The organism is Bacillus sp. WC2507, from assembly GCF_052656125.1.
The window spans coordinates 3,216,766-3,239,007 of record NZ_JBQXPN010000001.1; the positions used below are offsets into that span (position 1 = coordinate 3,216,766).

Below are 22,242 nucleotides of genomic sequence, written 5' to 3' on the forward strand. Positions count from 1 at the left end.
ATATCTATAGGCTTTTTTGGCACATGAAATCTAAGATTGGACATATATAACCAACTTGGGGCTATTATTAGATTTCTAAATGTATACTGCACTAAACACCTATTAACACTATACACATAGTGTTAACCATTTTAATTGAATATTAATAATAGTAAGTATAAGCATTATAGATTTACTATATCTTACATTTATGTAAAAATAGATGTATGTTAAGCTTTTTCAAAATCTTTCCCCTAATAAAGATTTGAAGTAGCATTTCATGATTCTCCTTACAGTTAATATGCCTTGAAAAAGAACCCTATAGGGTTCTTTTTCTTCTTATTACATCTACAGCAGTTACTTATTTAACATACAAAAAGGACTGACAATTACTTGTAGTCCTTTTTGCACCTAAATATACACTTGTCTTAAGTACTTAATCCTTTATTTTATTATGCATTATTATTAACTAAACATGTCATTATCATTTAGAAATATAACACTTCCAAATTTAGAAGTACACAATAACAAATCTTTCCCAGCTTCCAGCTACATAACTATTAGCTGTTAAATCTCTACCGCCATTTGCTGATATAAATCTACCATTACTTAGCGCTTGTAATACATATATCCTATTGTCTCCACCATTATATAAGATAAATTTTTCCCATGCCCCAATTGATGTACGATCTGCTACTACTCTACCATTTGGCTCAAACGAAACGTACTTTCCATTACTTTTCGCTTTTAAAGCAAACGTATATAATTCCCCAGTCGGAATTAATTCAAATTTCTCCCATTCATTAACTGCACTACGATTTGCTACTACATTTCCCGATGGCTCAGCAGACACATATTGTAAATTTGCAGCTTGTATAGCAACAGTCCAGCTTCCATTAAATAGACTCACACCTTTTAGTGAACTTGCATTTGATTGGTTGGCTGCCAATGCATCATTTGATGGGGTTATCATCATTATCATTAGAACCATTGGTAACACCATTAAAACTAACTTTTTAAAGATCTTATTACCATTTGCATGAGTTATGAACCTCTTCATTCCCATTCCTCCCTTAATATATAGCACTCATATATATCATACTAAATATGTAAAATATTGTAACAAGAGAGGGTCTTTATCAACAAATACCTTATTATTCTGTTTCTTTTTTCTCAAATCTATAGCACCTAAACATCATTCAGTCCTCAAACATATTTTTAAAATTAATTTCACTTTATATTAAATAAATGCCAAATAGCCGTTCATAATGAACGACTATTAAGCATCTAACTAAAAATTTGAATGTTTTTCATGTTAATCTATTTTGTTTAATCCCGTTGAAGTAACTTGATAGATTCTTTTTTTGCCTATATATTCTTGTTTATTATTCTCAAGGTTAGTAAGTGTAGCCCGTGTCTTTTCATTTACTGCTTCCCCTTCTATATGGGTAAACTCGATATAATCTCCCACTTTGACTGGCACAGTTTGGCTTTCAGCAGTTTGCTGTCTATTTCCTACTATTTCCTTATTGTACACAACACTACCGGATGAATTCTGTACTTTGATACTCGCATACGTATTATTAAAATAAGAATGTGGTACGCCTGCTTCTAAATCCACCTGCATTTTTTCTGTTACCCTATTATAATTTACTTTTGTAATTTCTCTATCACTATATCCTTTTAAAGACCAACTAAATTGATTTCCGTCTAAAACCGTTGTTTCTGGCATTTTTTCTACTTTCTTCAGACCTTCTTTTGTAACTTTGTACATTGCTTTTTTTCCAAAGCTTTCTTGTTTACTATTATCTACATTTGTTAAAGTAGCTCTATGCACACCTTCTAGATGTGTTAACTCAATATAATCTCCTACTTTAACTGGGACTTTTTGCGATTCAGCATTTTGTTGTTTGTTTCCATAAATGTCTTTCTTGTATACTACTTTGCCTGATGCATTTTGTACTTTAATATTCGCATATGTTTCATTAAAATAATGATGCGGTACGCCTGCTTTTAAGTCCACTTGCATTTCTTCTGCTGACTTATTGAAATTGATTTTAGCAAACTCGAAATCACTAATTCCTTTTAGTGACCATGCAAATTGATTTCCATCTAAAATTGTTACTTCTGGCATTTTTTCTACTTTTTTCAAGCCTTCTTTTGTAACTTCGTATATTGCTTTTTTTCCAAAGCTTTCTTGTTTAATGTTATCTACATTTGTTAAAGTAGCTCTATGCACACCTTCTAGATGTGTTAACTCAATATAATCCCCTACTTTAACTGGAACTTTTTGCGATTCAGCATTTTGTTGTTTGTTTCCATAAATGTCTTTATTGTATACTACTTTGCCTGATGCATTTTGTACTTTAATACTCGCATATGTTTCATTAAAATAGTGATGCGGTATTCCTGCTTTTAAGTCCACTTGCATTTCTTCTGCTGACTTATTGAAATTGATTTTAGCAAACTCGAAATCACTAATCCCTTTCATTGACCATGCAAACTGTTTTCCTTCTAAAATATTATTTGCATTAGGCACATCTGGTTTAATCGGATTAGAATCCGTCCCCTTCCAAATCTCTGCTGTTAAAATTGGATATCCTAATGCAGCCACATTTTGAATGGTATCATTATTTGGACGTAATCCCCACTTCTCAAAGAAAGGCATCAAATTTTGTTTGGCTACTTTTGATGCTGAGATCATAAATAATTGTTTTTTATTTTCATCTGTTTGTGGAAGTTCATCAGAAGGCATATCTCTATACAATTGATGCAGTTTAGGATAGAAGTCTTCTCCATATGCTAATTGTAGTTGCCAAAGCATAACAAGCTTAACAAAAGCATCACTAATTTCATCATAATTTTTATTAGATTGTTCTAAGTATTGAAATGCCTTAGTATAAGCACCCTCTTGTTGCAATCTAAAAGGTTGATTAGATGTAAATGCTTTTTCTACAGAAAGGCTGTAAATATTATTTTGTACTTCTGTCATATTATAAAACTTCCAAGGTGATTGCTGTCTCAAATGCCCTGCCTCATGCCATGGACCCCAACCATCTTTTATAAATTTATTAATATCTAACACGTATTGGATTGCGTCTCCCACATATGCGGTTCGATAAGAAGTTGCATACATATAATAATCAGGAGAATGATTTTCTTCTACGTAATGAATATAATGTTTATCTGCTTGTTCTTCAGATAATCCAGCTACTTTGTCTTGAATTCGAGTAGCTTCATCCATCTTTTTTAAGAGTTGTACAGGATCTGTATTAGAACCTAACAAATATTTCTTAACACGTGCCGGGCTGGCCGTAATTAATACACGTTCTCCTTTTAACTCCACTGCATGTGCATTTGGATATTGGTCCAGCATGTTTATTAAATCTTGTTTCGTATGTTTGCCTAGTTCAAAGAAAGGAGTAGTCGCTCCACCCATTGTGACTGTTGTTCGAATAGTGCCACCTTGTTGTTTATTATAAAAATAAATCATCCCCCCATTTGGAGATTGGATTGTGTTTATACCAGGTTTTAATGTAAATGATTTTATTTTAGAATCTTCTCTCCAAGAAGCATCATACGAATACGTTCCAATGTATGCTTGAATATTTTGATTTCCTTCTACATTAATCGTTATTTGTTCATTTGGCTTTGCATATAAACCAGTGGGTTCATATGGACTAAATGCCATACTTTTTCTTTCCTGTTGTTTCAGTATCTCAACATCCCCTTTTCCTGGGACTGTATATATTCTGTTTTCTGATTTAACTGACTTTTCCTCTTGCAATGATGTCGATATTTTTTTTTGCTGCTTTGTTTCCTCTGCAAAGACATCTGATGAAGAAACCATTCCAGTCGTAAGCATAGTTACTGTAGCAGTAGCTGCAAGTATTTTTCTAGTTTTATATTTTGAGTTATTCCCCATATTATCTCCCTCATTTTCCCTTAGTACATGTAAGGACTATTATTTTATTTATCATGTTTTTACATCAAAAACTATTTACGCTATTTATGTTGTATCTAATACTCTATTTTTTCTCATAATAGTCTCCTTTTCTTTATTTCTAATTGTTTATAAATGTTATTTGATGACACATAAAATAACAACTTTACGATAAACTCATCAATAACAACCTATTATGTTTTGATTTAGTATTCTTAACTTCCATCTAATTGTATAAAAGTATTCAATTAGGAAAATAAGAATATAAAGCTCACTAATCATAGATTAGGTTTTACGGAAAAATTCATAAAAATCATTCACCTTAAAAATTCAAACTTGTATAACTACTTTCTACATATAGGATGGAATTATAAAAATATTTCAATAAAACAAAAGACAGAGGCCTGATTATACCTCCGTCTTTTCAATTTATAAAGAACAAAAAATCATTTTATAACTGTATCAATGCCCTTGCAACAAATACCGTATTCCGCTATTTTTTTGAAGAAACAGGATCCATTTTTAATGTTTTTATCCCTTCTTTTAATGTAAACGCATCCGCTCTCAATGTTTTCCAACTATCTTTCGCTGCATTCAAATTAGGTTTTAGGAATTTGAATTTATTTTGATCCGCTTTTTGGGATGCTTTATCAATATGACTAAGCACTCCCGAATATTGAGAATCTAAATCATGCCATTGTGCAGACATATAGGTAAGTGCATTAATAGCCGATCCAATCGCATTGTGCATTTCATTAATATTATTATACGCAACACCAACTACACGATTTAATGTTACTTTATAATCTATAGTCTGACGTAATTGTGCTAACAACGGCTCTAACGTACCTAAATTATTTCTTGCTACCCCTATCATTACACCACCAGCAATCCACGTAGGAATTGAGGGAATTGATACAGTTATTATTCCATCTGATTCTACTTGTTTAAAATGTCTAACTTGCTCTAAAACTTCATTTAAGCGCTTTTCATCTTCATCAATTCCAGATGCTTGGTTTTTCAGAATCGAATGCAAAATATCTTTATGACCTCCAAATGCCCGGACATCTTCTCCAATACTATCTCTTAACTTAGCTAGTTCTTGTATTAAATTCTGTGTATACGCTTGATTTTGTTTAATCTCACCTTGTAAATCTGTAATGCCTTCTTTTAATGTGTCTGCATCCCCTTCATTAATCGCTTCTACTAATGTGTCATAATAATTGTCGAATTTAGTATCATACTCTACAATCCCCGTCAGTGTATCTAAAAGTTGTTTTTTTATGTGTGAATCCCATTTCGTAGCATGCTCTCTTGCATTCTTTTGATCTTGTAGAATTTGACTAGGTAGATTTGTATATCCTTTAATGTCAATTCCTTCAAAGTTAACATCTGGGTTTTTAATTAACAAATAAGAGTAATCATTCATAGATTTTGCAAATACCCCAGCATCTTGCAAAGCTTTTTTCATCTTTTCGCTGTTTACAGAAAGAGATATATCTTCGGTACTAGTTTGTTCCATTTTACTTTCACTTGCGAAGGCTGCCACTGGAGAAACTACAGTAGTTGTTGTCACAGTTAAAAACGTCGATACAGCAAGTAGTTTATAAGGAAAGTTTATGTTCATTTTAATTCCTCCTATACATATATATTGATTTTTAATTTGTTTTTTCTTGTTTAAAAGCAATGTCTTTTGAAATGAATTCTGCATCCTTATGAATATCATTCCAACTTTGTTTTGCAGCCTTTAAATCATCAGGTATTAAAGAAAGTTTATGTTCTTGCATTTGGTCGATATTATCATATAGATCTTTATAATTCGCTCCCATCGTATTCCATTGTTGCTGAATATTCGTTAGAGACATGATTGCTTGATCCACTGTTTGATACAAATATGTCAACGTGTCTTTTGTATTAGTAAGTGAAATAACTGCTTGGTTAGCAAGATCGGCTTTCATACTTAATTCTCCGATTTTATTAGAAATTTCATTATAAGAGTTCATATGATTAGATGCCGCAACACCAGCTGCTGTTCCTAAACCGATACCAGCTGCCCCTAGAGCTGTTAGACCACCAACAACAGCTGGTGTCGCTGTGCCACCGGTCACAACAATTACTACCGCTCCTGCAATCGTTCCAATAACTAAAATAGCTGCTCCTAATCCACCACCAATTGACCAGGCTAATACATTATCAAAATGTGCTTTCTGCGTAGAACGTAAATTCTCAATTTCGGCCTGAAGTTGTGGGACTAGTGCTTGTTTTCCCGCTAATATAGCCGTTAATCCCCCTTGTCCATCTGGACTTCCAACATTATTTTTAAAATCTACAGTATTCGTATACAACTTTGTTTTGAAAGCTTCTAACATCTTAATAACTTCCGTAACTTCATTTGAATTTGTATGAATTGTACCGATTAAATCCCCTATTCCTTCTTTGAGGCCTGCCTTATCTTTCTTTTTTACAGTATCTACTAGTGTGTCGTAATAATTTTGAAATTGTTCATCATAATTCACAATATTACGTGCTGTCTTTTGAATGTTTGGCTTCGCTGTATCTAACCAGTAATTTGCATTGATTCGTGACAGTTCCTGATTCAGGTGAATGTTTTTGATTAATTCTCCCCCTCCTGAACCTAATTCAATGTTGGATAAATTTACATTCGGTTGCTTAATCATTGTTTTTGCGTACAAATCCATTACAAGAATATGAGAGCCTGTTTCAGCCAACACTTTCTTTAACCCTTCAGGTCCTAACGCATAATTTTCTATTTGCTGTTCTTGTGCTGTCTGTTCTTGTGCAAGTGCATGAATAGTACTACCATTCGTAGCAGTTATAACCGTTGCTAAAGTGGCCAAAGTTATGACCTTAAATGGAAATTTCATTATTCGATTCTCCTCCTTATTTTCAGTTGCATTATAATTTTTTATTAAACCTAATTTCTTAATATTAAAATTTATTAAATTGTTCTTCGAGTTGATTTGTTACATTCTTTAGTCGTCTTAATGTATCTTTTTGAGACTGAGTGTTATTCGTATCAACTTCATTCGATAATTTTGTAATACTATTATTTATTAGATTCAAATCCTCTTTATAACGTTTCATTAGCTCAATCTCTCCATCGACTTGATTAGCAAATGTATGCAAATCATTTTGCATGAAAAGAATCATTGATTTTTGTAAATCTGCTACTGTTAATTTAGTTGTTAAGTCATATAATTTTTGATTTTGTTTCTCTAAATCATTTAAATATGCTCTTTGCTCTGCTGTTAGTTTATTAATTTCGGCAAAGGTACTATATGTTTTTTTAATTTTTTCAGGATCAATCACTTTCATAAGATCATACTCTTTCGTTTTTGTAACTGCAGCTGCAGCAATTTCACCTTTTTTACTTTTCTCTATTGCTTCACGTGCTTCTTTTTTGGCAGCTTCAATTTCTATAACTGATTTTCCCTTTTCTGTTGCTTCTTGCTCTGCTTTCTTCTCTGCTTCTACAATAGCATTGTTTATTTCTTTTCCTTTGTTATACGCCACTACTGCGGTTTGAGCAGCCGGTTCAATGATATCTTTTGATAGACTATAAATTTCTTGGAATACCTTTAGCCCTTGTTCATTTAAAGCTCCTGGTAATAATGCTATTTGCTGTAAATCATTTTGAATTGATTTTTTTGTATTTAGCATTTCATTTTTTAACTTGTCTATTTTTCCTGTTCCCTCTGAACTAAGTACACTCTGTGCTTTTATCACATCTGTATCAAGATTTTTCAGTTTCTTATCTACCTGTAGTTTAAGATCTGTTAACTCATTAATCTGACGTTGCACGTTTTCTTGGTTTGTTATAGTCATATCTTGAAGAACTTCCAGTCTATCTAAAAACCCTTCTTTATCTTCCTTATTATCTACAAATCCTTTTAATGTTGGATAATAGCTATTAAATTTGGTTGCAAATCCTTTACTTTTTGAATTTAGTAGAATTAATTTTGGATATAGTTCTGAGGACCACTCTTTCATATCTTGTTTAATTAGAAATTGAGTTGTATTTAAAGATGGAACTTCTTCAAGTTGCACATTCGGACTTGCTAAGGCTCCATCTATAAAGGTTTGTGTTAATTTGGAGTGTGCACCTATTTTTCGTAATGCTGAGGAAATATCTATATTTTCTTGTTTCGTTTCTGCCTGAACGGTTGGCGTTGCGAGAGTATTGATAGGAATAGTCGCTCCAGTAACGATTGATGTTATTAAAAATCCTGTCATAATTTTATTCTTCATTCCGTACACCTCTTCACTATTGTTTTTTACAGTTTTAATCGTAAATGTTGTACAACCTAACGTTAGGATTTCTTCACACATACTTGAGGATAGAGATTTTTTCAAAAAAGTAATTCCATCTCGTTTTTTATTTATTTTTGAAAGAATATAAGGGCCTTACTTCCCCCTCATTTTAAACACTATGTTTTTCATAAGTAAACCAGAAAATCGCTTTTATTAAATTTGATTTTTCAGATATTTATTATTCAAATTATAAAATATTATATTTAAAAAAGTTAAATCCAAATTTCATTTCATAAAGTGAAATAATTATACTATGATAATTAAACATAAAAATCCTTTTATTCACCAAAACCTATATCAATCCCTCATCCAAAAATAATTTTAATATAATTTAATAGTAATTGACGCATATGTGTCTTTTAGATGGATATGTAAAATTACATATCCATCTAGGAGTAACTAGCATACATACGCCAACAATATTATTATCGTATAAATAATAATATTGTTACTACGAACACCACAGGAGAAAACTCCCCTAATGCACTCTAGGGGATAGAATGTCTATGTAATAAAATTTTTTACTTATATACTTACTATTCATTATAGAAATACGAAAAAGCGATTCTTTTCACATGAAAAGAATCGCTTTCTAGGTTCATATTTTCAATTACGTTACATAAAGAATTGAGAAATTATCATTTAAGAGCCTTAACTATCATTTCAGCTGCTTCTGCAATTAGTTGATTATCATAGGTAGCCTCTTTCTCTTCTTTACTGGATAAAACTGCGATGATAATAGGTGCTCTATTTGGCGGCCAAACGATAGCAATATCATTTCGTGTCCCGTAACTTCCAGCTCCTGATTTATCCCCAACTATCCAGTCAGTTGGCATGCCTGCACGAATAAGTTTGTCTCCTGTAGCATTTCCTTTCATCCACTCTGTAAGAACTTGACGTTTATGATCTGGAAGCGCATTTCCGACCGTAAAAGCTTTAAGATTCGTAGCAATTGCTTTCGCTGTACTAGTGTCACGAATGTCGCCTGGAATAGCTTCGTTTAACTCTGTTTCAAAGCGATCAGACATAGTAACCCGATCCCCCATCTGTCTAAGCGCTTTTTCATAGCCTTTCGGTCCGCCTATTTTATGGAATAAAATGTTCCCTGCAGTATTATCACTGTAACGAACAGCAGCCTCAGCGATTTCTCCTAGTGTCATTCCAGTATCTACATGTTTCTCTGTAACAGGTGAATAATCCACTAAGTCCTCTTTCGTAAATTTGATAACTTCATTTAATGTATCAATTGAGTTTTGCTGTAGTAATACCCCTGCCGCTAAAGCCTTGTAGGTTGATGCAAAGGCAAACCTTTCGTTAGGTCGATAAGAGATTGTTTGATTTGTACCAGTATCAATCGCATATACACCTAATCGAGCATCAAATTTTTTTTCAAGTTGAGAGAATTCTTTATGCGTCGCCTGATGTTTATGTTTCACTTGTCCTTTCTTTTCTTTCGCTTCAACTTGCAGTGCCCCTCCTGTAAAAGCTTCTAGGGTTGTAAGGCTTAAACCTAATATACCAACGCATATACCTATTTTTAGCATCCTATTGTTTTTCAAAATCATCATTCCTTTCAAGTTCTTAACACTTTTTTTACTTACACATAATAGACAATCACCGAAACAAGTTTGTTCCATAAACTAAAAAAACTTTATAACTAATATCGGTGTTATAAACAAAATAAGAGATAGCAACTATGATAGCTGCTATCTTTCATTTCAAATCTTCCTTTAACTTATAAAGGCTTTTATATAAACAGGGTCACTTCCCCTAAGAAAAATACTCACATTTTACTAATTTTGATTAGAACTATCTGTACTAGCAGCTTCACCATGTATACGTTGCTGTTTTAAATCAAAGTATACATCTAAAACTTCCTTTCCAATTATAGAATTAATTCCACTTTTATCATCATGAAGCCATGGGACTACAATAGAAAATGCCACTTCTGGATTATCATATGGAGCATATCCAACTAATGTTAAGTTGTAACATTCCATACGTTCTCCTTTTGCATTTCTACCAATTGGATCATCTCCACCATATACAGTTTGAGCTGTCCCTGTCTTTCCTGCTGGTTTATATGAAGCATTTTTGAAATGCTTCACGCCAGTTCCATCACCTTCTTGGAATACCCATCTAAACCCTTCTTTTATCCGATCAATATGTTCTGTCTTCATATCAATTCGATTTAATACGACAGGCTCTATGGAGCGTATAACTTTACCAACCTCTTCTTTTATTGATTGTTCTCGTATTTCTTGTACAATTTGTGGTTGCATTCTATAACCGCCATTAGCAATCGTTGAAATATATTGCGCCAATTGCAACGGCGTATACGTATCATACTGACCAATAGAAAAGTCTAGTAAAAAACCAGGTTGACTATCTGCTTTTCTAGTTTGTCCAATTATTTCATTCGGTAAATCAATACCTGTTGGGACACCTAAACCAAATTGCTTGAAATAATAACGCATCGTATCAAAGGCTCCTTGTTTAATATCCAATGAGCCATTTGGTACGTAATTAACTCCCGCAATTTTTAAAGCTGTCTGGAACATGTATACATTCGAAGATACTTGTAGAGCTCGTAAATCATTAATATTACCAAATCCGGATACATTCCACGATTTCTTAGCTTGTGTACCTTTAAATTTCATAGGTGCATCATAAAATTGATCTCCTGGATGTATTGCCCCTGTCTCATATCCAGTTAATAAAGTAGCACCTTTTACAGCTGACCCTAGCTCATACGAAGTTGTCATGTTGCCTAATGCCAAATCCTCAATCTCTATTTCCCCTTCTTTTTCTACAATCTTTTTGCCTGCCATAGACAAAATCTGGCCATTATTTGGATTCGTCATGACGACAAAAGCTCGGTCCAACAGTGGCTCTGAACTCTTAAAAGCTCTCAAGTTTTTCTCTATACTTTCTTCCACTTTCTTTTGTAATTCCATATCAATCGTTAATGTTAAACTATTTCCACTTTTCCCTTTAGAAATTACTTCTGTGTTTATAATGTTTCCTGATTTATCAGTAATGTTTTTCACTTCTTCTTTTGTACCGTGTAATACATCTTCATATCGTTGTTCAATATAACTTTTTCCGACACGATCATTACGGTTATATCCACGTACCAAATAAGAATCTAAATTTTCTTTTGGTAAACCTTCTTCGCTACTCGTAATATTTCCTAATACGGAACGAAATAAATTACCGTTTACATAATTACGTTCCCAATCAACTGTTGCATCTACCCCTGGAAACTCCGCAAGATTTTCACTTATTCGCGCATACTCTTGATCTGTTACATCTTTTTTTATAATTTGTGGTGTTAGTTGATAACCTGAACTCATTTTACTTTTAATAGCTAACACCTTTAAATCTTGTGTTGTTAATTCTGCCAATTCAGCTTCTGTAACGCGACTTCGTCTTAAGTCTTCAATTTTTTTATCTAACTCTTTTCCCTCTATTCCCTTATCTTTTAACTTTTCTATATCTTTTTTAGTAATCTTTGTATCAGCACGTTTCGTATTCAACTGCATCCAAAAATCTTTTTTATCGATATCTGTTAATTTATTTATATCTTGTTCAGGCATTTCAAGTACTTTCGCTAAATCTTTTGCTGTTTTTAAAATATCGTCACTCGTAACCCCCTTCACCCTTGTATACGTAATTGTGCGAAGAGACTTATTATTAACAACTGTTTTCCCTTCTCGATCTAGTATTTGTCCACGCGGAACTGGAATACTAGTTATTGCATTTTGACTGCTTTCCACTTGATTCTTATAAGCCTCTCCCTCTACGATTTGCACTTTTCCTAGCTGCATAATAATAACTGAGAATAGTAAAAATATGCAAAGGAACATTATATTTAATCGAATAGATATATATGTCTTCTGCTTCTTTCCTTTTTGTTCTTTCATAAATCCTCCATTTAATCCTTTCAGGAATTACTGCAAATACTAAAAGCATTCCTTTTATATTAGATACCGATGACCGGTTATAAATATCGTCTCAATTTTTTGCCTACTCCTTGTAAGCATCCATTCCTTTTCGTTTAGCTACGTAACTCATAACTCTCCCTTTCTGTTTTCTCTCTATTTTTTTGTCTCTTGCATTAGAAATGCTACACTGTATAATGACTCTTATTAAACTTACATATAGACTTGCTAGTAAATTTTCATACTGATGGTTCCTTTCTTCATGCTGTAATACTTAATAGACAACCTAAACAATAAAGTTGTTCCACATTTACAAAAAAAATAATTAACTATAAGATGAAATAGGCTACATAAGGGAGGGTTATATGTTACATACAAAAAGATGGAGATTTTTTGCGGTTCTTTCTATTGTAGGTTTGATTTTACTAATTTTATTAAAAATCAACTTCATTTCAATTACTATCGCAACTTCTTCAGCTGAAAGAGGAAAAATTTTTGATCAAAATGGTGTAATACTAGCTACAAATAAGAAAGTTAAGTCTCTTTATTGCACTTCTAATTATGAAAATTTATCGAATCAAGATACATCAAACACATTAGCTTTTTTCAATCAATTTTCAAACGAGTTTCAACATGACATTTCTACAGAGACTATAAAATCGCAATTACAACAATCTTGTAAAAATAAGACTATGAATGATATACCGTTATACTCTGACATAACTGAGAATGAACTTGCATTCATAAACAAAAACAAACCCAATAATGTAATAATCAAAGATGAATTGATTCGATATTATCCTAAACACGAAACTGGTTCACAAGTAATTGGGTATGTGGAAAATGAGCTTAATTCAAAGTATATGCCCGTTGGAAAAAGCGGGATCGAGTTGCAATATGAAAATGATTTAAAAGGAAAACCAGGAAAAACTCTAATTTTTAAAATGAATAATAAAAAGTTCTTTTGGAACATCCGAAAAGTACAAAATGGAAAAGATGTCCGGCTAGCTTTAGATTCTAAGTTGCAGCAAAAAACAGAGGAAGCATTAAGATCTCAAATTAAGAAAACACCTGATGCTAAAGCTGGTTATGCTGTAGTGAGCGATGTAAAAACTGGCGCAATTTTAACTATGGCCAACTCGGCAGTTTTTGATCCAAATATATTACATACACATGTATCACCTAAAAAAGAAAACATAAAATCACTTTCGCAAAATAAAGCAATTCAAAAATTAAAGTATGGTGAATCTTATGTAAATATGGCTTCTACTATAAAGCCACTTACTATTTTAATTGGATTAAACGAAAAGCTTTTTCAACCTGAAGATACTTATTTAGATAAGGGTACTTTTCAGTATGATAATCAAAATAACATTACGAATGCACCTGGAACGCCAACAGGTGAGATTACACCGAGGCAGGCTATCATTAATTCATCTAACACATTTATGACAGCAAAAGTAGCTTTGCCCTTATTCAACCAAAATAATGGGAATATAGAAAAAGTGGCACATATATGGACAGAGTATTTAAAGCAATTTGGCCTTCGTTCTAAAACTGGGATTGATTTACCCTTTGAAGAAGACGGACAATATGAATTCCATCCTTCTAATAAGTTTGAAAATGGAATCTCCGCTTTATTAAATGCCTCTTGGGGAGGAAATGAAGTGCATACTCCTCTTCAACTTGCTCAATATGCAGCAACTTTGGCAAGTAAAGGTGATAAATATAAACCTCAAATCGTAAGTGCTATTATTGCTCAAGATGGTGAGGAAATAAAAAAGTTTAAACCAATTTTAGAAAGTTCAAATCGTTATCCAATGAACTTTTGGAGTGTCGTGCAAGGTGGAATGAGTCAAAATATAGAGGAGATTAAAAAATTGCCCTTTAATGTCGCAGGTAAAACGGGTATAACCGGTTCTCCAAATGAACATGAAAGAGTAATCAATCATTCTCTTTTCATTGCATATGCTCCTACCAAAGATCCACAGATTGCCGTTTCTGTCGTTATTCCTGGTAGTAATTCAGAAAAAAACATTGCTGCTCTCGTTACATCAGAAATTTTAGAGTCTTGGAATACTCTTCAAAAAGAGAATAAAAACAAAGAGGAAGGTTCATTAAAGTGAACCTTCCTCTTTTACCATATAGAATCTATATTAATAATTTTCCATATACCTTCATTATTCTTTTCGAACATAAATGAATATTTAATATCAGTTAATACATACTCTTTTTGTACATATCCAGTATTACCGTTAATTGTCGATATTTTTATATATCCATCATTCTGCACTTTTTCTGGAATCCAAGCTTTGACCATTTCATTAGATACTTCATATAAAACTTGCGATTCTCGCTTTGGTTCAGCTAAAATTTTTGTTTTATTTCCAATAACAGTTGCATATATAAAATGCGCTTGCTTTGGTTGGTTACTTTCTGTCAATCCACTTGGTACTTTGTATACTTGCTTTGTATCATTTGCAAACTCTCCTCCCATTGTAAGAGCGACTTGCAACTCATGAAAAATATCTTCATCAAACTTCATTTCATCCTTCTTATAACTCTTCCCTTTAAATAGAACTTCATCATTTAACGCTTTGTACAGCTCATTTTCATTTTTTGAACTTGTACTTTGATATAGTTCATTCATAAATTGTTTTAATGATGGATCTTGAGCAGACTCATCTTTTGTTTTAGGCTTAATTTGAGTACTACTTTGTACCGGTGATTTATTATCATCAATCCAAGGTTGTTGAACAATAAAAAATAAAAATGTACAAGCTAAAACCACTACAATTGGCAATGCTTTTTTACGAAATGGTCTTGTCCGTTTTGAAGAATCTACCTCATTACTTTGGTATATAGATTGCTTTATTTTATAAATATATTCTTTTTCATCTTTACGTTGTTCCATTGGGCCGTTTTTTAATTTACTATACCAGTCAGGATTTTTTTTATTTTTCATCACTACTACCCTCCCCTATTAATTTTGAAACCTTACTTCTTGCTCTACTTAATCTAGATTTCACAGTTCCAATGGAAACTCCTAACGTTTCAGCCATTTCTTCATAAGATAATTCATATTTTGCATCCAATATTATTATTTCACGATGCTTTTTAGGTAGTTTTAATACAACCTTCCACACATCATTCATTTCTTCTTGCTTAAAAAATTCTTGTTCTGCCGACTGGGATTGCTTATCGTCATTAAAAAATCCTATTAAAGATATCCTTTTAAAATAAGAGGATTTCAAATAGTTTATTGCCGTATTTCTTGTAATTTTTAATATCCACGTTTTAATAGATGACTCCTTTCGAAATGAATTCCAATTTTTAAATACCTTTATAAATACATCTTGCGTGATATCATCTGATAAATGTGGATCTTTCGTAATAATAAATGAATAATTCCATACATCTTGCCAATAGTCTTTTATAATATCGTCCAGCTCATCATGATTACACTTTTCAATAAACGTCTGTTCCATTTCCACACCTCAAACTTATTTGAATAAACATAAAACTGCCCTCACTTTTATTATGGTTTCAATATATAGACAAGATACAAGTTTCATTTGTTCCATTGTTTATCTTTTTTGATAGAAACATCCTCCTAAAAATGTAAAGGTGTGCAATTACTTTCATAAAATAATCACCTACACATTCTCTTACATGACAGGCTCCTAAAAAACAAGTAAAGCATACAATATTAAAAATACACTCATAAAAAATCTGATTATTATTTGTGCATTTCACGCAACACTCCACTTGTACCACCTTTTTTCTTAGAGCATACTTATTTGTGTGCTCTATTTATGTTTTACTAAATAACTGTTTTGTTACAGTTTTAAACTTGTCCCTTTCAATATGTTTTACTCTTCTATTTACTATTAGCAATACCAACTTTTCAAAAATGAAAATAAAGATGAGGTATCAACTTTATTCAGCCACAACAAAAAAGCATTCTCGATTAAGGAGAATGCTTTTTCAAAACTTAATTGCTCTTTGTTTTGCTCAATTTATACCTTCGTGTTAAGCAAACAATGAATGTAGTAAAAGATTTCACCTTATAGTTACGTATTATTTCTGAAAAACGTGTTTTACTTTTTCGCCTGGAACGTTACTCCCCCCTCTTCCTTTTACATCTTCAATCATCATGGTTACAATCATGTCTGGCTCATTTGCATCAAAAGCCGCAAACCATCCAAGTTCTTTTCCGTCTGCCTCTTTCGATTCTTTCAATTCTGCTGTACCTGTTTTACCAGCAAGAGTTACACCATCAACCTTAGCAATTCTACCCGCACCATCAGGGTCATTAATGACTTTTATTAAGGCACTCTTTAATATCTCTTGATTCTTTTTAGAAACCACATTTTCTTTCCAATTCCCCGCTACTTTTGCTTCTTTTAAAAGATGAGGCGACGGAATATTCCCTTCATTCACAATCGGTGCATACGTTAATGCTAAATGAAGTGGTGTCATTAATACTTGTCCTTGTCCGTATCCCGTGTCTGCTAGTTGAATATCATTTTTTATCCCGTCTCTTGCAATGATTGAAATAGGAAATTCATATTCAATTGGTAATTTTTCATGAAATCCGTATTTCTTAAATTCGTTTACATACTGATCTTTTCCCATTTTCAAAGCTTGTTGAGCAAAATAAATATTATCAGAGTACTTCATTGCCTTGTCAAAATCAATTGGACTTGCATCCTTCACACGTGTTACATAATAATTTCCCCAAGATGAATCTTTTGTCCACTTTAATCCTTGAATTTTAAATTCTTCCTTAGGATTTATTGTGTTTGTTTCCAAACCAATTGCACCTGTAATCGTTTTAAATACGGAACCTGGTACAAATGCTTGTGTGAAACGATTCATCATTGGTAGTTTCGAGTCGTTATTCCATGCTTCTCGTTGGGCTTTTGATGCTCCTCTAACTATTATATTTGGATTATAAGCAGGGCTACTTACAAGTGCAATTGTTTCACCCGTTTTCGGATTGACCGCTGCACTAGATCCTGCTTCATTTTTCATCTCATTAAAGATTTTTTCTTGAATTGCAGCATCAATTGTTAACGTAACATTTTCCCCAGCTTTTGCTTCTTTTTTTGCTATGTTTTTAATCTCTTTCCCGTTCTCATCTTCCATAAATACGCGTCCACCCTTTTCACCACGTAATTTATTCTCTAATACTTTCTCTAAACCGGTCTTACCTACTAAATCATCTGCATGATAACCTTTTTTTTGAAGCGATTTTAACTCCTCTGCATTCACCTTTCCTATATATCCTGTTAAGTGTGCCGCTGCTTCTCCTAATGGATACGTACGAATATTTACTGGACGAGATGAAACTCCTTCTAATTCAATATAATCATTCTGTCTAGTTCCCTCTTTTAATATACCAATTGGTACAAAGGAGTCTGGTTTTATCCATTTCGCTGAAAGCTTCTGATCGACCTCTTCTGTAGACATATCCAGTAACTGTGCTACTATTTCTTTTGTTTGTGCTGCCGTTTCGCCTAGTTTCTCCGGAATAATTCCAACCTCAGTCGCTTTACCATTCGTTGCTAGACCTTTCCCATTTCGATCGTATATTTCTCCACGTTTTCCTTGTTCTGTTTGCATACGTACCTTGTAATCTTTTTTCATACCTGGAAAAATGAAATCTGGTGTCCAATCTATTTTCCAAGATTCTTTTTCTTTCACAAGTTTTGCTTCATGGATAAATGAAGCTGTTCCTCCATCCGTATCCATCTTAACTTCAAAAAGAAAAAGTTCTTTATCTTTAGCATTCTCTCCTTTCGTTTTAACTTTTAAATTCTTAACGCCAATACCTTCATAGATTTTTTGATATTTTTCTGTAAATTCTTTTTTAGAAATCGTTTTTTTTGCATGATCTGATAAATAATCATACATATTTGCAAATTTTTTATCATTCCATAAATTGATATATTCTTCAAATACTTGTTTTGGCGGTTCATTTTTATTACATCCTACCAACATAACTGCGAAACAAATGAAAAACAGCATCCATAATTTTTTCAATTCAATCTTCTCCCTTAATTAAAAATCATTATTCCTTTCTTAATTTATTAAATAAAAAATGTTTCAACGCTTAATAGACATTGTAAGTAATGACATTGTTCCATATTTACAAAAAAATTAATTTACACTTAAGTTGCATTAGAAGAGGGAAGTTTGTAAGCTTCTTACAAGCTTAAGGAACATCTATATTTAGCAAACGTTATCATTATTAGTGGTGTTTTGAAAAATTCATTTAAAATACCTTTTAGTTCGTTTTCGCCGATTTTACCTTTTTTCTTTATAGATTTTTGAAACAAAAAATAGAATCCTAATAATAAGGATTCTATATCAATAAATATCAAAAATCACTTAGGGTATAAGTGTTATTTTCATCACTTCGAGCCGTTAATAGTTAGATTTGTTTTTCTTAATCTAATGGTGATGCGATTCTACCCATATAGACTTTTTTACTTTTCTGTAATATTTATAAAATTCACGGCTCTCTTGTCCTCAGTACCTAACGCCGTATTCACTTTATCTATTTCCTTGCTTAATTCTAGTGCTTTCCCTTGATTGACTAAATTAAGATTTCCAAAAGATTTATTAAAAGATAGAATCTGTCTAGTTTTTTCTTTCCCATTTATTTCTTTGAATAATGTATCCTCTACAATTAATAGGATTACGTTGGATCCACCACGATGCGGAGATAGCCATACATCCCCTTCATATTGAACATTCATTTTTTTCTGATCAAATGTTAGTTCTTTCAAGTCTTTATATTCTTTATTTGCAAATAAGATAGTTTCATCTTTTTCTATTTTTGGTAACGAACCAATAGGGACTGATGATGTAAGCCCCTCGTTATTATCTCTTTCGCGTATAAGCCCCTTTTTATTCATTTTTTCAGCAGTTGTTCTACTAATAAATAGTAAATTACTAGTAGCAGTATCCATAGAATCCCCCAAATTAGTCGGTAGCTTTATGTCGAGCTTGTTATTATCTATCGTCCCTTCTTTTAATTGATATAGGTCTTGTGAGCTTGTTATATCTTTGTATGAGTCAATTATAGAGCTCCTTGTTTGTTCGTTTATCGCTCCTACTTCTATTGAAATTCCATTTGCTGGAGAGTCTTTTGTACTAAATAATGAACATGCTCCTAACACGGTAATCGAAATACCAGCTACTATTAATAACCCAAATCTTTTTTTCATTCTATATTCTCCTTATTTTTATTTTTTTGAATTGAATTAAATCATTGTTTTATACATTTTCTTCAAATATTGAGCACGAACAAAGTAGAAGTATATAATTTGTAAAACTAAGAAACAAACCAATACTATAACGGAACTACCCAAGACTGAAAAATCAGCTAACTTTTGCAAGGCCATAAAAGCTACGACACTATGTGTAATTGCTATTACAATGGGTAAAAAGAATAGTAATACAAGTTGACGTGACACAATTTTCTTTAATTCGAGTTTACTTAAACCAACTTTTGCTATCATTTTATATTGCTGCTGATTTCGTTCTAAATCTGTGTATAATCGGAAATATAAAAAACTTGCAGCAAATGTAAAGAAAACAATGCCTATTAATACACTCATAATGGATGCAAGTCCAAAACCTTGTTTCATCCCTATCCAAGTAAGAATTAAAGTCGAAAATGTATATTTTTCGTTGTCTATTATATGCTCATTTATACCTTTATTATCCTTCTGAAAAGCAGCTACAATATTTTCCGCAACTTTTTTTGTTTTCTCCCAATCTTTCACAATAAAACCATTAATAATGTATTCAAAATAATAATTCTCTGGATCCACTATCATTTGATTATATACAGCGTCTGGTACAATAATTATCGTTACTCTTGTATCTTGTAATTCTTTCGGAGTAAGTATTTTATTTACATGCATATCTTTTTTTATATCTCTATACAACAATTGAAAGCTATTTTGATTAGATTTTGAATTAGCAATTTTTTTTGAAGGTATGACAAGACTATCATTTTCATCTTTTAAGCTTTCTTTTTCAAAACCAAATGCCTTAGCTAACTTATTATAATCACTTAATTTTATAACGGTTGATAATATATTACTGTTATAGAGAGTATCTTGAATTTGTTTTATTGAATAAGTCACCTGTTTGAAATTAAACTCACCACCATGGAGTTCGCTTTCTATTTTTTTTAAATGTTCTTTTTCTAAATGGTTATTATTATAAGACTGATAAGAAAATGCAAAAGGACTTTCCGATTCAGCCATGGATGAGTTGCCTAATCCCATACAAGTCCCCACTGCAGTGAAGGCAACGGTAGAAATAATAGTGACCATAAAAAACATTTTTGCATTATCTTTTAATTGATACACTAAATCTGAGATGGTTAGTATGTTTGTTTTCTTAAAGAAAATATTTTCCCTTTTCTTTAATACACGTAACACATACACACTGAGCTGTGTAAATAAGAAGTACGTCCCAAGTACAACAAAGCTCACCCCTGTCGCCATCATGAATAATACATATTGCATATCCTTGTATTGAATTGCATTAACACTATGGAATACAGCCGTATATCCTAATCCAATACAAATAAGTGCGAATAAAGACAGCCAAAAGGATGATTTGGGTTCAGGCTTTGGCTTTTCTTCTGCTTTTATTAATTCTACTAATTGCTCTACATTTACTAGTCGAGAAGTGAAAAGTGAAATAAATAAAAATAATAAGAAGAAAGCTCCAAATGTTATTCCAATTGCTTTAAAGGGCATGTAAAATGGGAGTCCTTTATCAATCATTAGCAGATTGTTGCTCATAATTAAGATAAACTTAGAGAACGCCATTCCAATTGTAATTCCTGTTAAAATTGAAGCGATACCAATTATTATATTTTCAATAAATACTAATTTGTTCAATTGTGAACGTGACATCCCATGTAGCATTAGAATTCCAAAATCTTTTTTTCTTGTTTTTAAAAATGCACTTACAGAATATAAGATAAAGAAGAATGAGAAGAAAAATATTAACCCCTGCGATATCTGTAATCCTGACTTTGCAAATGTATTGATTGTTATACTGGCAGCAAGATCCCCTTGTAAATTAGGATGAAATGCAAGTAATGCATAAGTAAAGAAAATCATAATAGCAAACGTACTACTTAAAAAATGAGCCAAATATGTTCTTTTACTACGAATAACGTTATTAAATGCGAACTGTCGAAAAGTCATTTGCATTTCCTCCTAATAATGCTAAAACCTCTAGAATTTTTTGATAGAACACTTTGCGATTATCTCCACAATAAATCTCATTGTATAATTGTCCATCTTTGATAAACACAATTCGATCACAATAACTTGCAGCCATTGCATCATGTGTCACTAACATCATCGTTGTGCTATTTTCTTTATTAAGCTTTGTCAATAATTCCATCACATCACTAGCAGATTTTGAATCCAGATTTCCTGTAGGCTCATCCGCAAGTAATAATTTTGGATTATGAATAGTAGCACGTGCGATTGCAGTTCTTTGTGCCTGCCCACCAGAAATTTCATACGTACGTTTATCTAATATTTCAGTTATCCCTAGTTTTTTAGCAATAGCTTCTACTTTCCCTTCCATTTCTCTAGGACTGACACCATCAAGTGTAAGTGGAAGAACAATATTTTCTTTCACTGTCAATGTATTAAGGAGATTAAATGATTGAAAAACAAACCCTAATTCACGTCTTCGAAATAAAGACAGCTGATTTGGAGATAACAGATACGGATTTTCTCCATGAATTAATACTTCTCCTGATGTTGGAGCATCTATAGTAGACACCATATTTAATAGCGTTGTTTTACCGCTACCAGATGGTCCCATAATTCCTACAAATTCACCTTTGTTTATTTTTAAATCAATATGGGATAATGCTGTATAAGAAATTTTCCCAGGATAAACCTTCCCTAAATCTGAAACATGTAGTATCTCCACAAGTATTTCACCTTCCATTTCTCTTTTCGATATATGAAGTGTAACCTATATATA

Annotated in this window: 14 protein-coding genes; 1 reads left to right on the plus strand and 13 read right to left on the minus strand. The window is 32.3% G+C overall.

Annotated elements, in window-relative coordinates; genetic code table 11:
- Positions 1–490: 490 nt before the first annotated feature.
- The 7 genes from ACUN28_RS17175 to ACUN28_RS17205 all read right to left on the minus strand — a co-directional run bounded on the left by ACUN28_RS17175 (position 491) and on the right by ACUN28_RS17205 (position 12,180).
- Positions 491–1,039 carry a fascin domain-containing protein gene (locus ACUN28_RS17175; protein ID WP_016087823.1) on the minus strand — a complete coding sequence of 183 codons (549 nt, stop codon included), beginning with the start codon at positions 1,037–1,039 and terminating at the stop codon, positions 491–493.
- A gap of 255 nt (positions 1,040–1,294) precedes the next feature.
- On the minus strand, positions 1,295–3,904 hold the full coding sequence (locus tag ACUN28_RS17180; RefSeq protein ID WP_016136695.1) for a putative mucin/carbohydrate-binding domain-containing protein: 2,610 nt from the start codon (positions 3,902–3,904) through the stop codon (positions 1,295–1,297).
- A 511-nt stretch (positions 3,905–4,415) separates the two neighbouring features.
- Positions 4,416–5,549 carry a hemolysin BL binding component B gene (gene hblA, locus ACUN28_RS17185; RefSeq protein ID WP_016087825.1) on the minus strand — a complete coding sequence of 378 codons (1,134 nt, stop codon included), beginning with the start codon at positions 5,547–5,549 and terminating at the stop codon, positions 4,416–4,418.
- A 31-nt stretch (positions 5,550–5,580) separates the two neighbouring features.
- Positions 5,581–6,810: a hemolysin BL lytic component L1 gene (gene hblD / locus ACUN28_RS17190; RefSeq protein ID WP_080117974.1), complete on the minus strand. Its 1,230-nt coding sequence runs from the start codon at positions 6,808–6,810 to the stop codon at positions 5,581–5,583.
- 61 nt (positions 6,811–6,871) lie between these two features.
- The gene (gene hblC, locus ACUN28_RS17195; RefSeq protein WP_033659840.1) at positions 6,872–8,191 is read right to left on the minus strand and encodes a hemolysin BL lytic component L2; all 1,320 of its coding nucleotides are present in this window, start codon (positions 8,189–8,191) and stop codon (positions 6,872–6,874) included.
- A gap of 701 nt (positions 8,192–8,892) precedes the next feature.
- Positions 8,893–9,819, minus strand: a complete 927-nt coding sequence (bla, locus tag ACUN28_RS17200) for a class A beta-lactamase Bla1 (protein WP_033659838.1) — start codon at positions 9,817–9,819, stop codon at positions 8,893–8,895.
- Between the two features lie 228 nt (positions 9,820–10,047).
- A complete protein-coding gene (locus ACUN28_RS17205; protein WP_016087829.1) occupies positions 10,048–12,180 on the minus strand; it encodes a peptidoglycan D,D-transpeptidase FtsI family protein in 2,133 nt (710 codons plus the stop codon).
- 383 nt (positions 12,181–12,563) lie between these two features.
- Between ACUN28_RS17205 and ACUN28_RS17210 the strand changes: the two genes are divergently transcribed.
- The gene (locus tag ACUN28_RS17210; protein ID WP_016087830.1) at positions 12,564–14,324 is read left to right on the plus strand and encodes a peptidoglycan D,D-transpeptidase FtsI family protein; all 1,761 of its coding nucleotides are present in this window, start codon (positions 12,564–12,566) and stop codon (positions 14,322–14,324) included.
- Between the two features lie 11 nt (positions 14,325–14,335).
- Here ACUN28_RS17210 and ACUN28_RS17215 read toward each other — a convergent pair whose 3' ends face one another.
- The 6 genes from ACUN28_RS17215 to ACUN28_RS17240 form a co-directional block, all read right to left on the minus strand.
- Positions 14,336–15,163: an SH3 domain-containing protein gene (locus ACUN28_RS17215; protein ID WP_016087831.1), complete on the minus strand. Its 828-nt coding sequence runs from the start codon at positions 15,161–15,163 to the stop codon at positions 14,336–14,338.
- A complete protein-coding gene (locus ACUN28_RS17220; RefSeq protein WP_016087832.1) occupies positions 15,153–15,686 on the minus strand; it encodes an RNA polymerase sigma factor in 534 nt (177 codons plus the stop codon). The genes ACUN28_RS17215 and ACUN28_RS17220 overlap by 11 nt, the downstream gene beginning before the upstream one ends.
- Before the next feature lie 592 nt (positions 15,687–16,278).
- Entirely contained in the window at positions 16,279–18,246 is a 1,968-nt protein-coding gene (locus ACUN28_RS17225) for a penicillin-binding transpeptidase domain-containing protein (RefSeq protein WP_016087833.1), read from the minus strand.
- A gap of 446 nt (positions 18,247–18,692) precedes the next feature.
- Positions 18,693–19,436, minus strand: coding sequence for a lipoprotein BA_5634 family protein (locus ACUN28_RS17230; protein ID WP_000745515.1), 744 nt, complete (start codon positions 19,434–19,436; stop codon positions 18,693–18,695).
- A gap of 36 nt (positions 19,437–19,472) precedes the next feature.
- Positions 19,473–21,443, minus strand: a complete 1,971-nt coding sequence (locus ACUN28_RS17235; RefSeq protein ID WP_016136694.1) for an FtsX-like permease family protein — start codon at positions 21,441–21,443, stop codon at positions 19,473–19,475.
- Entirely contained in the window at positions 21,418–22,188 is a 771-nt protein-coding gene (locus tag ACUN28_RS17240) for an ABC transporter ATP-binding protein (protein ID WP_002108271.1), read from the minus strand. Before ACUN28_RS17240 ends, ACUN28_RS17235 begins: the two co-directional genes overlap by 26 nt.
- Positions 22,189–22,242: the final 54 nt, after the last annotated feature.

What these genes read in the sequence shown, in the direction of transcription:
- ACUN28_RS17175 (WP_016087823.1), bottom strand. Translation starts at nt 1,039, where the DNA reads ATGAAGAGGTTCATAACTCATGCAAATGGTAATAAGATCTTTAAAAAG.
- ACUN28_RS17180 (WP_016136695.1), bottom strand. Translation starts at nt 3,904, where the DNA reads ATGGGGAATAACTCAAAATATAAAACTAGAAAAATACTTGCAGCTACT.
- hblA (WP_016087825.1), bottom strand. Translation starts at nt 5,549, where the DNA reads ATGAACATAAACTTTCCTTATAAACTACTTGCTGTATCGACGTTTTTA.
- hblC (WP_033659840.1), bottom strand. Translation starts at nt 8,191, where the DNA reads ATGAAGAATAAAATTATGACAGGATTTTTAATAACATCAATCGTTACT.
- bla (WP_033659838.1), bottom strand. Translation starts at nt 9,819, where the DNA reads ATGATTTTGAAAAACAATAGGATGCTAAAAATAGGTATATGCGTTGGT.
- ACUN28_RS17205 (WP_016087829.1), bottom strand. Translation starts at nt 12,180, where the DNA reads ATGAAAGAACAAAAAGGAAAGAAGCAGAAGACATATATATCTATTCGA.
- ACUN28_RS17210 (WP_016087830.1), top strand. Translation starts at nt 12,564, where the DNA reads ATGTTACATACAAAAAGATGGAGATTTTTTGCGGTTCTTTCTATTGTA.
- ACUN28_RS17215 (WP_016087831.1), bottom strand. Translation starts at nt 15,163, where the DNA reads ATGAAAAATAAAAAAAATCCTGACTGGTATAGTAAATTAAAAAACGGC.
- ACUN28_RS17220 (WP_016087832.1), bottom strand. Translation starts at nt 15,686, where the DNA reads ATGGAACAGACGTTTATTGAAAAGTGTAATCATGATGAGCTGGACGAT.
- ACUN28_RS17230 (WP_000745515.1), bottom strand. Translation starts at nt 19,436, where the DNA reads ATGAAAAAAAGATTTGGGTTATTAATAGTAGCTGGTATTTCGATTACC.
- ACUN28_RS17235 (WP_016136694.1), bottom strand. Translation starts at nt 21,443, where the DNA reads ATGACTTTTCGACAGTTCGCATTTAATAACGTTATTCGTAGTAAAAGA.